Source organism: Pseudomonas sp. MT3 (assembly GCF_054720805.1).
This window is the reverse complement of sequence record NZ_JBTVPY010000012.1, coordinates 1-13647: the sequence shown is the minus strand read 5'-3', so window position 1 is coordinate 13647 and position 13647 is coordinate 1. Positions and strand designations below refer to the sequence as shown.

The window sequence follows — 13647 nt, the reverse complement described above, 5'->3', positions numbered from 1 at the left end:
CATCAGCCGGCGTTATTGCCGTGAAACCGCTAGAGAGGAAGTCACAGTGTCGCGTAGACGCGTAGTCATCACCGGCATGGGCATGCTGTCGCCCCTGGGTGTGGATGTGCCGAGCAGTTGGGAAGGCATTCTCGCTGGGCGCAGTGGTATCGCCCCGATCGAACACATGGACCTGTCCGCCTTCTCCACCCGCTTCGGCGGTTCGGTGAAGGGGTTCGACGTCGAGCAGTACATGTCCGCCAAGGAAGCTCGCAAACTCGACCTGTTCATCCAGTACGGCCTTGCCGCCAGTTACCAGGCGGTGCGCGACTCCGGCCTGGAAGTCACCGACGCCAACCGGGAGCGCATCGGCGTTGCCATCGGTTCGGGCATCGGCGGTCTGACCAACATTGAAAATACCTGCCGTTCGCTGTTCGAGCAGGGCCCGCGGCGCATTTCGCCGTTCTTCGTGCCCGGCTCGGTCATCAACATGGTTTCCGGGTTCCTGTCGATCAACCTCGGTCTGCAGGGCCCCAACTACGCCATCACCACCGCCTGCACCACCGGCACCCACAACATCGGCATGGCCGCGCGCAACATCGCCTATGGCGACGCTGACGTAATGGTTGCCGGCGGTGCCGAGATGGCGGCCTGTGGCCTGGGGCTGGGCGGTTTCGGCGCGGCCCGCGCGCTGTCCACCCGCAACGACGAGCCGGCCAAGGCCAGTCGTCCGTGGGACAAGGACCGTGATGGCTTCGTGCTCTCCGACGGCGCTGGCGCGCTGGTGCTGGAAGAGCTGGAGCACGCCCAGGCCCGTGGCGCGCGTATCTACGCCGAAGTCGTAGGCTTCGGCATGAGCGGCGACGCGTACCACATGACCGCCCCGCCGGAAAGCGGCGCGGGCGCCGCGCGCTGCATGAAGGCGGCGCTGCGTGACGCCGGCCTGAATCCGGAACAGGTCGACTACATCAACGCCCACGGCACTTCGACGCCGGCTGGCGACATCGCGGAAATCGCCGCGGTGAAGTCGATCTTCGGCGAGCATGCCTACCAGCTGTCGATGAGTTCCACCAAGTCCATGACCGGCCACCTGCTGGGGGCCGCCGGCGCGGTCGAGGCGATCTTCTGCGTGCTCTCCCTGCGCGACCAGGTGGCGCCGCCGACCATCAACCTGGACAGCCCCGACGAAGGCTGCGACCTGGACCTGGTGGCGCACCAGCCCAAGGAGCGTCCGATCGAGGTCGCGTTGTCGAACTCCTTCGGCTTCGGCGGCACCAACGGTTCCCTGGTGTTCCGCCGGTTCCACGGCTGATGCTGAGCTGGGTCGACGGCCGCAGCGCGGAGGCCCTGTCCGTGAGGGATCGCGGACTGGCCTACGGCGACGGCCTGTTCGAAACCATTAGCGTGTCGGCGGGCCGTCCACGCCTGCTGGCCCGCCACATGGCCCGGCTGGAGGAGGGCGTAGAGCGCCTATCCCTGTCGGTTTCGCTGGATCGGGTGGAAAACGAACTGCTGCGCTTCTGCACGGCGCTGGGCGATGGTGTCGCCAAGCTGATGCTGACCCGCGGCGAAGGCGCGCGCGGCTATGCGCCGCAAGTGGATGCCCAGGTGCGCCGCCTGCTGCTCGGTTCGCCGGCACCGGCTTATCCGGCCAGGCACCGGGAGGAGGGCGTGCAGCTCTTTCCCTGTGTTACCCGCCTGGCCGAGCAGCCGCTGCTGGCCGGTCTCAAGCACCTCAATCGCCTGGAGCAGGTACTGGCCCGGGCGGAGTGGAATGATCCGGCATTTGCCGAAGGCCTGATGCGCGATGTGTCCGGGCGGATCATCGAAGGTGTGTTCAGCAACCTGTTCCTGGTTCGCGACGGTCAACTGATCACCGCCGACCTCTGCCGTTGCGGCGTTGCCGGCGTGATGCGGGCCGAAGTGATCGAGCGCGCCGGCGACCTTGGACTACCGGTCATCGTGCGGGACATCGACTTCGCCGAACTGGCGCGGGCTGACGAGGTCTTTCTCTGCAACAGCCTCTACGGCATCTGGCCGGTACGTGGCGTGGACGGTCATGCTTGGCCGGTCGGGTTGCTGACCCGTAAACTGCAAGGCCAACTTCGCGAACTTCTGGATTCCTGACACGTGATGCGCAAATTGCTGGTGCTGCTGGAAGGCGGCCTGCTGCTGGCCGGGCTCGTGCTGGGCCTGGCGGCCTGGGAGCAGCATCGCGCGCTGCAACAGCCGCTCCAGCTCACCGAGGAACGACTGCTCGATGCGCCGACCGGGGCAACACCCGGCGGGCTGCTGGCCCGGCTGCAAGATGAGGACGTGCTGCACGGTGCGTTCTGGCTGCGCCTGTACTGGCGCTTCAACCTGGCCGGCGAAGCGCTGCACAGCGGTGAATATCGCCTCAAGCCTGGCATGACTGCCGCTGAGCTGCTCGATTCGTGGCGCGATGGCGACGTGGTGCAGTACGGCCTGACCCTGGTCGAGGGCTGGACCTTCCGCCAGGTGCGCGAGCTGCTCGCCCGTCAGCCCAAGCTCGGCCAGACCCTGGTCGGCCTGAGCGATTCCGAAGTGATGGCCAGGCTGGGCAAGCCCGGCGTGTTCCCCGAGGGACGCTTCTTCCCGGATACCTATCGCTTCGTCCGTGGCAGCAAGGATGTCGACCTGCTGAAGCAGGCCTACCAGCGCATGGACAATATCCTCGCCGAGGAATGGGACAAGCGTGAACCGGACCTGCCGTACAAGGACTCCTATCAGGCGCTGATCATGGCCTCGCTGGTGGAGAAGGAAACCGGTGTGCCGCAGGAGCGTGGGCAGATCGCCGGCGTCTTTGTGCGCCGCCTGCAGAAGAACATGCTGCTGCAGACCGACCCGACCGTCATCTACGGCATGGGCAATCGCTACAGTGGCAGGATCACCCGTACCGATCTGCGCGAGGCGACCCCCTACAACACCTATGTGATCGCCGGCCTGCCGCCGACGCCCATCGCCCTGCCGGGGCGCGAGGCCATCCACGCGGCGCTCAACCCGGTGCCCGGACAGAGCCTGTATTTCGTTGCGCGGGGCGATGGCAGCCATGCCTTCTCCGACAACCTCGACGATCACAACAGGGCGGTTCAGGCGTTCCAGCTCAAGCGCCGCGCCGACTACCGTTCCAGTCCGGCGCCCATTCCGCTGCCGGCGCCGGTGTCCGCGCCGAACGCGCCCGCCGGTGACGTCCCGGCGGCGCAGTAGCCCGACACATTTAAGGAGAGCCGAGTGACCGGCCTGTTCATCACCCTGGAAGGCCCCGAAGGTGCGGGCAAGAGCACCAACCGCGAGTACTTGGCCGAACGCCTGCGCGAGCGCGGCATCGAAGTCCAGCTGACCCGCGAGCCCGGCGGTACTCCGCTGGCCGAACGCATCCGTGAGCTGCTGCTGGACCCCAGCGATGAAAAAATGGCGGTGGACACCGAGCTGCTGCTGGTCTTCGCCGCCCGCGCCCAGCACATCGCCGAAGTGATTCGTCCGGCCCTGGCGCGCGGTGCGGTGGTGCTGTGCGACCGCTTCACCGATGCCACCTACGCCTACCAGGGTGGCGGGCGCGGTCTGCCGGTGGAGCGCATCGCGCAGCTGGAACTCTTCGTCCAGGGCGATCTGCACCCGGACCTGACCCTGGTCTTCGATCTGCCGGTGGAAATCGGCCTGTCCCGCGCCGCGGCCCGTGGCCGGCTGGACCGCTTCGAGCAGGAAGGCCGCGCCTTCTTCGAAGCGGTACGCAATACCTACCTGGAGCGCGCCCGCTCCGAGCCGGCGCGCTATCACATTGTCGATGCCGCGCAGCCGCTGGCCGAGGTGCAGCGCGATCTGGACGGCCTGCTGCCGACCCTGCTGGAGCGCCTGCATGGCTGATATCTATCCCTGGCAACAGGGCCTCTGGCAGCAACTGAGTGGTCGCCCGCGGCATGCCCACGCCTACCTGCTGCACGGCCCGGCGGGTATCGGCAAGCGCGTGCTGGCGGAAAATCTGGTGCACTTCCTGCTCTGTCAGAAGCCGATGGGCGGCAACGCCTGTGGCCAATGCAAAGCCTGCCAGTTGCTGGCCGCCGGTACCCACCCGGATTACTTCCTGCTGGAGCCGGAAGAGCCGGAGAAACCCATTCGCGTCGACCAGGTGCGCGAGCTGGTGGACTTCGTGGTGCAGACCGCCCAGTTGGGCGGGCGCAAGGTACTGCTGCTGGAGCCCGCCGAGGCGATGAACCTGAACGCCGCCAACGCGCTGCTGAAAAGCCTGGAAGAACCCTCCGGTGATACGGTGCTGCTGCTGATCAGTCACCAGCCCAGCCGCCTGCTGCCGACCATCAAGAGCCGCTGCGTGCAGCAGGCCTGCCCGCAACCGAGCAGGGAGCAGAGCCGCGCCTGGCTGGCCGGCGCCCTGCCGGACGAGTCGGCGGAAGGATTGGACGAGTTGCTGGTGCTGGCCGGCGGGTCGCCGCTCACCGCACTGCGCCTGCACGGGCAGGGCGTGCGCGAGCAGCGCGCGCTGGTGGTGGAGGGAGTGAAGAAGCTGCTCAAGCAGCAGATCGCCCCCAGCCAGTTGGCGGATAGCTGGAATGCGCTGCCCTTGCCGCTGCTGTTCGACTGGTTCTGCGACTGGACCTTGCTGACCCTGCGCTACCAGTTGGCGCGCGACGAAGCCGGCCTCGGCCTGACCGATATGCGCAAGGTGGTGCAGTACCTCGCCGAGAAGTCGGCACAGCGCAAGGTGCTGGCAATCCAGGACTGGTTGCTGGTGCAGCGGCAGAAAGTCCTGAATAAAGCCAATCTCAATCGTGCCTTGCTTCTCGAAGCCTTGCTCGTACAGTGGGCAAGTCTGCCCGGGCCGGGCTAGAATCCGGCCATCGGGAAAATCTGCCAGGATAGCTGAATGAGCTTGCCACCGAATCTGGGTCCGCGTAACGGAATCCTGTCCCTGACCATCAAGGACAAGTCCGTGCTGTATGCCGCCTACATGCCGTTCATCCGCAACGGCGGGCTGTTCATTCCGACCAACAAGACCTACAAGCTGGGCGATGAAGTCTTCATGCTGCTCAACCTGATGGATGAGCCGGAGAAGATTCCGGTGGCCGGCAAGGTGGTCTGGATCACCCCCAGGGGGGCGCAGGGCAACCGGGCGGCGGGTATCGGCGTGCAGTTCAACGATGGCGACAACTCCGCGCGCAACAAGATCGAGACTTACCTGGCCGGCGCGCTGAAATCGGACCGTCCGACCCATACCATGTAGCTCATACCATTTAGAACTGGCAGGCTTTACAGGCTGCAGACACGAAGCGCCCGAAGGGGCGCTTCGTCATTTTCCGGAGAGTGTTTTCATGCTGGTCGATTCCCACTGCCACCTCGATCGTCTCGATCTCGCCGCCCACGGTGGTTCGCTGGATGCCGCCCTGGACGCCGCCCGCGCGCGCGGCGTGAGCCAGTTCCTGTGCATCGGCGTCAGTGCGGACAACGCCAGGGCGGTGAAGGACCTGGCCGAGCGCTATGCCGACGTGCATTGCTCGGTGGGCGTGCATCCGCTGGACCTGGAGCCGGGCGCCGCGCCGGCGCTGGACTGGCTGCTGGGCGAGCTGAACCATCCGCGCGTGGTGGCCATCGGCGAGACGGGCCTGGACTATCACTACGAGCCCGAGGCCGCCGAGCTGCAGCAGGAAGCCTTCCGCCTCCATCTGGAAGCTGCCAAGGTCACTGGCAAGCCGGTCATCGTGCATACCCGCGAAGCCCGTGCCGATACCCTGGCGCTGCTGCGCGAGGCGGCGCTGCCGCAAGCCGGCGTGCTGCACTGCTTCACCGAAGACTGGGAGATGGCCAAGGCGGCGCTGGACATCGGTTTCTACATCTCGCTGTCGGGCATCGTCACCTTCCGCAATGCCGAGCAATTGCGCGAGGTGGCCCGCCAGGTGCCGGCCGACCGCCTGCTGGTGGAAACCGATTCGCCCTATCTCGCACCGGTGCCTCACCGCGGCAAGCCGAACCTGCCCGAGTATGTGCGCGAGGTCGCCGAGTACCTGGCCGTACTGCGGGGGGTGAGCTTCGAGACCCTGGCCGAGCAGACCACCGCCAACTTCCGCCGGTTGTTCCCGCTCGCTACCTGATCGTCTTGACGTCGAATTGTCTTGGCGCGGATACATTTCCTGCGCGCAAAAAAAACCCGGGTTCTGGGGGATGAATCCGGGTCAAGACCATTAGGAGTGTAACAATAAGGTACGCGATCCTCGGTACCTTCACCGGCGGGGCACTTGGGGGGAGATGCCGCGCACCGGTATCTACAAGTATTGGCCAAGATGCCGTGGCTGCCACAGGGGGCCGGGTGTTTTTTAAACGGATTTGGAATACATCACAGCGGGCTGAGCACCTGGGCTCATTCCTGCGCCAGATTCGCGATTAGCGCCAGGGTTTCCTCGATCACTTGCTCTGACGTATAGAAGTGCGGCGAGAAGCGGATACCGGCGCCGCGCTGGATGCATACCACCTGTTCTGCGCGCAGACGCTCCAGCAGCCGGGTATTGTCCCAGCCGGCCAGGCTGAAGGTCAGGATACCCGCGCGGCGCGTCGGATCCAGCGGGCTGTGCAAGGCGGCGTCGGGAATCCGGGCGAGTCCGTCCTGCAACTGCTGCACGTGCTCCTCGACCAGGGTGCCCACCTTCGCCATGCCGACTTCTTCCAGCAGGCTCAGGCTCGCGCCCAGCGCCACGGTACCGAGCATGTTCGGGCTGCCGCACTCGAAGCGCCGCGCGCTGCGCGCCGGCTGCCAGTCGGCCTGATCGTAGTTGCCGGCGTTTTCCAGCATGTGCCAGCCGTATTCCTGCAACGCCAGTTGTTCCCGTTCGGCGGTGCGGCAATAGAACACACCCAGGCCTTCCGGGCCGAGCATCCACTTGTGGCCGTCGGCCATCGCGAAGGCACAGTCATAGGCCTGGACGTCGAAGGGCAGGGCGCCGAGTTGCTGGATGGCGTCGATGCAGAACAGCACGCCGCGCTGGCGGCAGCCCGCGCCGAGGCGCTCCAGGTCCATGCGCAATCCACTGGCGTACTGCACGGCGCTGATCGACAGCAGGCGCGTACGCGGGCCACAGGCGGCGAGCAGGTCGCCTTCGGGATCTGCGCCGTCCAGGCTGACCTGGATGACCTCGACACCCCTGGGCCTGAGCGCTTCCCAGACGACCCGGTTGGAGGGGAACTCCTGATCGCTGATCACCACCTGGTCGCCGGAGCGCCAGTCCAGGCCGAAGGCGACGAACGACAGCGCCTCGGAGGTGTTCTTCACCAGGGCGATGTCGCCGGTGGTCTGGGCGTTGAGCAGGCGCGCCAGACGCTCGCGCAGGCGTTTTTCGATGGTCAGCCACTGCGGGTAGTCGCGGGCGCCGAGCAGGATGTTTTCCTGGGCGAAGGCGGCCACGGCGTCAGCCGCACGTTTGGGCCAGGGCGCCACGGCGGCATGGTTCAGGTAACGAAGGCCGGACTGATGGGGAAATTCGTGGGAAAAGCTACTCATGTCGGATGATCCGTGCAATTTGGCGCTGAATAGGCATAATACGCGGCTTCGAATTTTGACTATTTTTGACCGAACAGTCTTTTTATGCAGAAAGAGCCGCGCAAGGTTCGCGAATTCCGTCGTCGCGAACAGGAAATCCTCGACACCGCCCTGAAGCTGTTCCTCGAACAGGGCGAAGACAGTGTCACGGTCGAAATGATCGCCGATGCCGTGGGTATCGGCAAAGGCACCATCTACAAGCACTTCAAGTCCAAGGCCGAGATCTACCTGCGCCTGATGCTGGACTACGAGCGCGACCTGGCGGCGCTGTTCCACTCCGAAGACGTTGCCCGCGACAAGGAGCGCCTGTCGCGCGCCTACTTCGAATTCCGCATGCGCGACCCGCAGCGCTACCGCCTGTTCGACCGCCTGGAAGAGAAGGTAGTGAAGACCAGCCAGGTTCCGGAGATGGTCGAGGAGCTGCACAAGATCCGCGAATCCAACTTCGAGCGCCTGAGCCAACTGATCAAGGAGCGCATCGCGGCGGGCAAGCTGGAAGACGTGCCGGCCTACTTCCACTACTGCGCGGCCTGGGCGCTGGTGCATGGCGCCGTGGCGCTGTACCACTCGCCGTTCTGGCGCGAAGTGCTGGAGGACCAGGAGGGCTTCTTCCAGTTCCTCATGGACATTGGCGTGCGCATGGGCAACAAGCGCAAGCGCGACGGCGATACGTCGACCTCCTGAGCCGACATTCGCGCCACCCATCGTCGCTCGTGCGACAGGGCGGCGGGCGAGGGTGGAGATATACTGACTGGGTGATCTCCACCGGAGCCAAGCATGATCGTCGATCGCCAGGGCAGGCGTTTCCGCAACCTTCGGGTCAGCCTGACCGCCGCCTGCAACTACGCCTGCACCTACTGCGTGCCGGACGGCAAGCGTCTGGTCGCCGCGCAGGACGAGCTCTCCGCAGAAGCGCTGGTGCGCGGGGTCGCCTACCTGATCGAGTCCGCCGGTATCGAGCGCCTGCGGGTGACCGGCGGCGAGCCGCTGGTCAGTCCGAAGCTGGACGCTTTCCTGCATGGCGTCAGCCGCCTTGGGTTGCGGGACATCGCCATCACCACCAACGGCCAACTGCTGTCGAGGAAGCTGCCGCTGCTGCTGGAGTGCGGTATCCGCCGCCTCAACGTTTCCCTCGATACGCTCGATGCCGACGCCTTCCGCCGCATCGCCCGTGGCGGCGACCTGGCGACCGTGCTCAAGGGGCTCGATGAGGCGCGCGCGGCGGGGCTGAAGATCAAGCTCAACATGGTGCCGTTGCGCGGCCAGAACCTCGACCAGGTGGTGCCGCTGCTGGACTACTGCCTGGCGCATGGTTTCGAGCTGCGCTTCATCGAGCTGATGCGCATGGGGCATCTGGCCCGCGACCCGAATGCGTTCAACCGGCAGTTCGTCAGCATGCCGGAGCTGTTGGAGCTGATTGGTTCTCGCCATGACTACACCCAGGCCGATGCGCCCGTGGACGCCACCGCGCTGCGCTATGAAGTGCCGGGACAGGGCTTCTTCGGCGTGATCGCCAACGAAAGCGTGCCGTTCTGCCGCACCTGCTCGCGCCTGCGCCTGTCCTCTACCGGCTGGCTGCATGGCTGCCTGTCGTCGAGCAATCGCCATTACATCGGCGATCTGCTCGACAAGCCGCGCCATCAGGCCCTGCCGGCCCTGCAGCGTCTGCTGGTGCATGCGCTGGCGGACAAACAGGAAGTCGCCTTCTCCGGCGGCGTCACCATCATGAAGATCATCGGCGGCTGAATCCGCCCCCCCAGACCTGATTAGCCCATGCCCAACGAATTCCCTATTTCCTACATCGAGCCGGTGTTCCGGCCGCCGAGCGAGGCGCACTCGCTCATTCTTCCCGTCACCAACGGATGCTCCTGGAACCAGTGTGGTTTCTGCGAGATGTATACCCAGCCGCAGAAGAAATTCCGTGCCCGCGACGAAGACGAGGTGCTGAAGGAGATTCGCCGCTGCGGCGAGCGCCTGATCGTCCAGCGGGTGTTCCTCGCCGACGGCGATGCGCTGGTGCTGCCGACGCGGCGCCTGCTCAACATCCTGCGCGCGATCCGTCAACACATGCCCGAGGTGGACCGCGTTTCCAGCTACTGCCTGCCGCGCAACCTGCGCAAGAAGTCGGTGGAGGAACTGAAGGAGCTCGCCGATGCAGGCCTGCGCATGGCCTACGTGGGCGCCGAGTCCGGCGACGACGAGGTGCTGGCGCGGGTGAACAAGGGTGAAACCCATGCCTCCACGCTGGATGCCTTGCAGAAGCTGGGCGAGGCAGGGATCAAGCGTTCGGTGATGATCCTCAACGGCCTGGGCGGCAGCACGCTGAGCGCCCAGCACGCCGACAACTCGGCGCGCCTGATGAACGAAGCGCAGCCGGAGTTTCTCTCCACCCTGGTGGTGAGCTTCCCCACGGGCGAGGAGCGCTATCGCCAAGGCTTCCCGGACTTCCAGCCGCTGTCCCAGGCCGAGCTGTTCGTCGAGGTCGAGCGGTTGCTGGGCGCGCTGGAACTGCGTAACACGGTGTTCCGCAGCGATCACGCATCCAACTACCTGGTCCTCAAGGGGATTCTGGGTGCCGACAAGGCACGCCTGCTGACCCAGGTGCGCCAGGCCATCGAGCAGCCGCAGCGCGCGCACCTGCGTCAGGAATGGCAGCGCGGTCTGTGATGGCGCGGAAGCTGCATTGCCTGTCCGAATGCCGGTTTTTCGTCGCCGGCCCTGGAGACTTCGGATGCGTTACCTGCTGTTGACCCTCGCCCTTGCCGCCTTGGGCGGCTGCATGACGCCCAGTAACATGGTCGAGCGCACCGGCTATTACGCGGGCGATGCCGGCTTCCTCGACCACAGCCAGACCCGCCGTACGGGGAACTGGCGCCTGCAGCCGGACTCTTTCATCTACATCGCCCAGGGTCCCTTCGTGCCACCCGGTCATCCCTATGCGCGGCCGAACGTGGTGGCGGAGGAGGCGTTCAAGGGCTTCGTCGAGTACTTCCTGATGGTACGGCGCGCCCAGGGGCCGCTGGGGCTCGAGGGGGCGATGAAGGAGGCGCGCGCGGTCGGCGCCAATTATCTGCTCTATACCCGCTTCGCGCGTGGTGAGGATAATGTCGGCAGCTACGAAGAGTATGAAGACACGGACAATGCCGTCGGCCGCGACCGCAGCGTGATTCAGCTGATGCTGATCGAGACCGCCAATCGCGCCCTGGTGGACAGTGCCACCATCCACAGTCGCGGCGGTTTTCTGACATTCTATGATGCCAAGCCCGACGATCTGATCGGGCCACCGCTGGTAGATTATGCCCGCAGCCTGCTGGGGGTGAGGACGCAAGAGGAGTACCAATGAGCGATCCGCTGACTGCTTCGGAGCGTGCCGGCAACCTGCTGGCGCAGATTCCCGCTACCAAGGACAAGGGGCTGCCGCCGGTGCACCTGTGGAATCCGGATTGCTGCGGCGACATCGACATGCGCATCGCCCGCGACGGCACCTGGTACTACCTGGGCACGCCGATCGGACGCAAGCCGATGGTGCGGTTGTTCTCCACCATCATTCGCCGCGATGGCGACGACTATTTCCTGGTCACTCCGGTGGAGAAGTGCGGGATTACCGTCGATGACGCGCCGTTCGTCGCGATCAGCCTGGCCGTGGAAGGCGAGGGGGAACAGCAGGTGCTGCGCTTCACCAGCAATGTCGACGATGAGGTGGTGGCCGATGCCGAGCATCCGATTCGTGTGGAGATCGATCCCCGGACCCAGGAGCCGTCGCCCTATGTGCTGGTGCGAGTGAACCTGGAGGCGCTGATCCATCGCAACGTGTTCTACCAGCTGGTGGACCTGGCGGTTTCCCGCGAGATCGACGGCGTTGACTGGCTGGGCGTCTGGAGTTCGGGGGAGTTCTTCCCCATCGCTCCGCAGCCGTGACCCTTTGGTCTGAACGCGTCCGGTAGTTCCCATCCAGCTTCGCTACACATTTTTCGAACCTGCAAAAAAGGCTCCCGAGGGAGCCTTTTTCGTTACCGCCAACGCCTTACATGTTGGGGTAGTTCGGACCGCCGGTACCTTCCGGTGCCACCCAGGTGATGTTCTGGGCCGGGTCCTTGATGTCGCAGGTCTTGCAGTGCACGCAGTTCTGCGCGTTGATCTGGAAGCGCTTGCTGCCGTCGTCGTTGCTCACCACTTCGTACACGCCGGCCGGGCAGTAGCGCTGCGCGGGCTCGTCGTAGAGCGGCAGGTTCTTCTGCACCGGCACGCTCGGGTCGGTCAGCCGCAGGTGGATCGGCTGGTCTTCCTCGTGGTTGGTGTTGGAGAGGAACACCGAGGACAGCTTGTCGAAGCTGATCTTGCCGTCCGGCTTCGGATAATCGATCTTCGGTGCTTCGCTGGCCTTCTTCAGGGTTGCGTAGTCCGGCGTCGTATCGTGCAGGGTGAACGGGATCTTGCCGCCGAAGATGTTCTGGTCGATGAAGTTGAACGCACCGCCACCGATGGCGCCGAACTTGTGCATCGCCGCACCGAAGTTACGGCTGCGGAACAGTTCGTCGTACAGCCAACTGCCCTTGAAGGCATCGACGTAGTTGTTCAGCACGTCGCCGCCTTCGCGGCCGGCGAACAGGGCTTCGGCCACGGAGTCGGCGGCCAGCATGCCGGACTTCATAGCGGTGTGGCTGCCCTTGATCTTGGCGAAGTTCAGGGTGCCCAGGTCGCAACCGATCAGCGCGCCGCCGGGGAAGACCATCTTCGGCAGCGAGTTCAGGCCGCCCTTGCAGATGGCGCGGGCGCCGTAGGCCACGCGCTTGCCGCCTTCCAGGTACTGCTTGATCACCGGGTGGTGCTTGTAGCGCTGGAATTCGTCGAACGGCGACAGGTGCGGGTTGCTGTAGGACAGATCGATGATCAGGCCGACCACCACCTGGTTGTTTTCCAGGTGATAGAGGAAGGAACCGCCCGGGTTCTCGTCGTTCAGCGGCCAGCCGGCGGTGTGCACCACCAGGCCCTGCTCGTGCTTGGATGGATCGACGTCCCAGATTTCCTTGATGCCGATGCCGTAGTGCTGGGCGTCGGCGTCGCTATCGAGCTTGTATTTCTTGATCAGTTGCTTGCCGATGTGGCCACGGCAGCCTTCGGCGAACAGGGTGTACTTGGCGCGCAGTTCCATGCCGGGGGTGTAGTAACCCTCTTTCGGATTGCCTTCGCGGTCGACGCCCAGGTCACCGGTGACAATGCCGCGCACCACGCCATTCTCGTCGATCAGCGCTTCCTGGGCGGCGAAGCCCGGGTAGATCTCGACGCCCAGGCCTTCGGCCTGCTGGGCCAGCCAGCGGCACAGGTTGCCCAGGGAGATGATGTAGTTGCCTTCGTTGTGCATGGTCTTGGGCACGAAGAGGTTCGGCACCTTGGCCGCCGCTTCCGGGCTCTTCAGCACATAGATGTCGTCGCGCTTGACGGGGGTGTTGAGCGGTGCTTCGAGTTCCTTCCAGTTGGGGAACAGCTCGTTCAGCGCGCGGGGCTCGAACACGGCGCCGGAGAGGATGTGGGCGCCCACTTCGGAACCCTTCTCGACCACACAGACGCTGATTTCCTGACCGGCGTCGGCGGCCTTCTGTTTCAGTCGGCATGCGGCGGACAGACCGGCAGGGCCGGCGCCGACGATGACGACGTCGAATTCCATAAATTCGCGTTCCACTATCGATCTCTCCTGAATCAAGGCTCTGGGCATTTTGTAGGTATTGGGTTGGGCGCGGGCCCCCCCGGTAAGAGCGGGGCGCATTATAGCTAGACCTGTTGCTATATCTAAACCCTTTATCCGTCACAATACAAACGTTCGTTTGAATCGCGTGTAACCCTGATAGAATCGGGGTCCGCGGCTTATAAAGGGGTATTTTCGCGTATTGACCCGCCAGGGCGATGCGGTCAAGATACCTGCGGTTTTGCGGTCGCGTTGCGCTGGATGTAGTCGCAGATGGCATGCACTACCGGCCAGGCCTGTCTGGCGACATTCCTATTCACCGGAGAATAACGAGGAATCCATGAAGGTTCTTGTAGCTGTCAAACGAGTGGTTGACTATAACGTCAAGGTCCGCGTCAAGGCGGATAACTCCGGCGTCGATCTC

14 protein-coding genes and 1 pseudogene are annotated in these 13647 nt (G+C 64.7%); 13 read left to right on the top strand and 2 right to left on the bottom strand.

Annotated features, from left to right (window positions below):
* Positions 1-46 precede the first annotated feature (46 nt).
* The 7 genes from fabF to ACYCAX_RS13885 all read left to right on the top strand — a co-directional run bounded on the left by fabF (position 47) and on the right by ACYCAX_RS13885 (position 6101).
* A complete protein-coding gene (fabF, locus tag ACYCAX_RS13915) occupies positions 47-1291 on the top strand; it encodes a beta-ketoacyl-ACP synthase II (protein ID WP_015477930.1) in 1245 nt (414 codons plus the stop codon).
* A complete protein-coding gene (gene pabC, locus ACYCAX_RS13910) occupies positions 1291-2106 on the top strand; it encodes an aminodeoxychorismate lyase (protein ID WP_294975323.1) in 816 nt (271 codons plus the stop codon). The genes fabF and pabC overlap by 1 nt, the downstream gene beginning before the upstream one ends.
* Before the next feature lie 6 nt (positions 2107-2112).
* Positions 2113-3207, top strand: a complete 1095-nt coding sequence (gene mltG / locus ACYCAX_RS13905) for an endolytic transglycosylase MltG (RefSeq protein WP_294975394.1) — start codon at positions 2113-2115, stop codon at positions 3205-3207.
* Between the two features lie 24 nt (positions 3208-3231).
* Entirely contained in the window at positions 3232-3864 is a 633-nt protein-coding gene (gene tmk / locus ACYCAX_RS13900) for a dTMP kinase (RefSeq protein ID WP_294975320.1), read from the top strand.
* Positions 3857-4843, top strand: coding sequence for a DNA polymerase III subunit delta' (locus ACYCAX_RS13895; protein ID WP_015477926.1), 987 nt, complete (start codon positions 3857-3859; stop codon positions 4841-4843). The genes tmk and ACYCAX_RS13895 overlap by 8 nt, the downstream gene beginning before the upstream one ends.
* Positions 4844-4879: 36 nt before the next feature.
* On the top strand, positions 4880-5236 hold the full coding sequence (locus ACYCAX_RS13890; protein ID WP_015477925.1) for a PilZ domain-containing protein: 357 nt from the start codon (positions 4880-4882) through the stop codon (positions 5234-5236).
* Positions 5237-5324: 88 nt separating this feature from the next.
* Entirely contained in the window at positions 5325-6101 is a 777-nt protein-coding gene (locus tag ACYCAX_RS13885) for a TatD family hydrolase (RefSeq protein WP_294975317.1), read from the top strand.
* Between the two features lie 266 nt (positions 6102-6367).
* On the opposite strand, the gene ACYCAX_RS13880 is transcribed toward ACYCAX_RS13885, so the two are convergent.
* Entirely contained in the window at positions 6368-7501 is a 1134-nt protein-coding gene (locus tag ACYCAX_RS13880; RefSeq protein ID WP_294975314.1) for an aminotransferase class V-fold PLP-dependent enzyme, read from the bottom strand.
* Positions 7502-7585: 84 nt separating this feature from the next.
* Here ACYCAX_RS13880 and ACYCAX_RS13875 point away from each other — a divergent pair, with 84 nt between their 5' ends.
* The 5 genes from ACYCAX_RS13875 (at position 7586) to ACYCAX_RS13855 (ending at position 11458) form a co-directional block, all read left to right on the top strand.
* Positions 7586-8224: a TetR/AcrR family transcriptional regulator gene (locus ACYCAX_RS13875; protein ID WP_015477922.1), complete on the top strand. Its 639-nt coding sequence runs from the start codon at positions 7586-7588 to the stop codon at positions 8222-8224.
* 93 nt (positions 8225-8317) lie between these two features.
* The gene (locus ACYCAX_RS13870; RefSeq protein WP_294975310.1) at positions 8318-9286 is read left to right on the top strand and encodes a GTP 3',8-cyclase MoaA; all 969 of its coding nucleotides are present in this window, start codon (positions 8318-8320) and stop codon (positions 9284-9286) included.
* A 27-nt stretch (positions 9287-9313) separates the two neighbouring features.
* Positions 9314-10207: a radical SAM protein gene (locus ACYCAX_RS13865; protein WP_460248250.1), complete on the top strand. Its 894-nt coding sequence runs from the start codon at positions 9314-9316 to the stop codon at positions 10205-10207.
* A 64-nt stretch (positions 10208-10271) separates the two neighbouring features.
* Positions 10272-10883, top strand: a complete 612-nt coding sequence (locus tag ACYCAX_RS13860) for a DUF4823 domain-containing protein (protein ID WP_460248249.1) — start codon at positions 10272-10274, stop codon at positions 10881-10883.
* On the top strand, positions 10880-11458 hold the full coding sequence (locus tag ACYCAX_RS13855; RefSeq protein WP_015477918.1) for a DUF1285 domain-containing protein: 579 nt from the start codon (positions 10880-10882) through the stop codon (positions 11456-11458). Before ACYCAX_RS13860 ends, ACYCAX_RS13855 begins: the two co-directional genes overlap by 4 nt.
* Positions 11459-11564: 106 nt before the next feature.
* Here ACYCAX_RS13855 and ACYCAX_RS13850 read toward each other — a convergent pair whose 3' ends face one another.
* Positions 11565-13253 carry an electron transfer flavoprotein-ubiquinone oxidoreductase gene (locus tag ACYCAX_RS13850; protein ID WP_157883335.1) on the bottom strand — a complete coding sequence of 563 codons (1689 nt, stop codon included), beginning with the start codon at positions 13251-13253 and terminating at the stop codon, positions 11565-11567.
* 310 nt (positions 13254-13563) lie between these two features.
* Here ACYCAX_RS13850 and ACYCAX_RS13845 point away from each other — a divergent pair.
* Positions 13564-13647: pseudogene (locus ACYCAX_RS13845) on the top strand (electron transfer flavoprotein subunit beta/FixA family protein); the annotation flags it as partial.

Coding starts and splice junctions, on each gene's coding strand:
- ACYCAX_RS13865 (WP_460248250.1), top strand. CDS start 9,314: ATGCCCAACGAATTCCCTATTTCCTACATCGAGCCGGTGTTCCGGCCG.
- ACYCAX_RS13890 (WP_015477925.1), top strand. CDS start 4,880: ATGAGCTTGCCACCGAATCTGGGTCCGCGTAACGGAATCCTGTCCCTG.
- ACYCAX_RS13855 (WP_015477918.1), top strand. CDS start 10,880: ATGAGCGATCCGCTGACTGCTTCGGAGCGTGCCGGCAACCTGCTGGCG.
- ACYCAX_RS13870 (WP_294975310.1), top strand. CDS start 8,318: ATGATCGTCGATCGCCAGGGCAGGCGTTTCCGCAACCTTCGGGTCAGC.
- ACYCAX_RS13875 (WP_015477922.1), top strand. CDS start 7,586: ATGCAGAAAGAGCCGCGCAAGGTTCGCGAATTCCGTCGTCGCGAACAG.
- ACYCAX_RS13895 (WP_015477926.1), top strand. CDS start 3,857: ATGGCTGATATCTATCCCTGGCAACAGGGCCTCTGGCAGCAACTGAGT.
- pabC (WP_294975323.1), top strand. CDS start 1,291: ATGCTGAGCTGGGTCGACGGCCGCAGCGCGGAGGCCCTGTCCGTGAGG.
- ACYCAX_RS13860 (WP_460248249.1), top strand. CDS start 10,272: ATGCGTTACCTGCTGTTGACCCTCGCCCTTGCCGCCTTGGGCGGCTGC.
- ACYCAX_RS13850 (WP_157883335.1), bottom strand. CDS start 13,253: ATGCCCAGAGCCTTGATTCAGGAGAGATCGATAGTGGAACGCGAATTT.
- ACYCAX_RS13885 (WP_294975317.1), top strand. CDS start 5,325: ATGCTGGTCGATTCCCACTGCCACCTCGATCGTCTCGATCTCGCCGCC.
- ACYCAX_RS13880 (WP_294975314.1), bottom strand. CDS start 7,501: ATGAGTAGCTTTTCCCACGAATTTCCCCATCAGTCCGGCCTTCGTTAC.
- mltG (WP_294975394.1), top strand. CDS start 2,113: ATGCGCAAATTGCTGGTGCTGCTGGAAGGCGGCCTGCTGCTGGCCGGG.